Consider the following 388-nt stretch of genomic DNA (forward strand, 5'->3'; position numbering starts at 1 on the left):
GCGCAGGACGGCGCGCTGGAGTTTGCCGTTCGAGGTGCGCGGCAGCGCGTCGACGAACTCGACGGCACGCGGGTACTTGTAGGGCGCGACGGTTTCCTTGACGAAGGTCTGCAGCTCGCCTGCCTTGGCGTCGTCCGGCACCACGCCTTGGCGCAGCACGACGTACGCCTTGACGATCATGCCGCGGCGCTCGTCGGGGGCGCCCACCACGCCGCACTCGGCGACGTCGGGGTGCTTGGCGAGGGCGACTTCGACCTCGGGCCCGGCGATGTTGTAACCCGACGAAACGATCATGTCGTCACTGCGTGCCTGGTACCAGAAGTAGCCGTCGGCGTCGCGGACGTAGGTGTCGCCGGTGACGTTCCAGCCGTGCCGCACGTACTGCGCC

Annotated in this window: 1 protein-coding gene; it reads right to left on the bottom strand. The window is 68.8% G+C overall.

The window, feature by feature from the left end:
* A partial coding sequence (locus AC1DSF_RS31250; protein ID WP_478184188.1) for an AMP-binding enzyme occupies window positions 1–388 on the bottom strand: 388 nt, incomplete at both ends.

The sequence above is a fragment of the Variovorax sp. 01N429 genome (genome assembly GCF_056399425.1).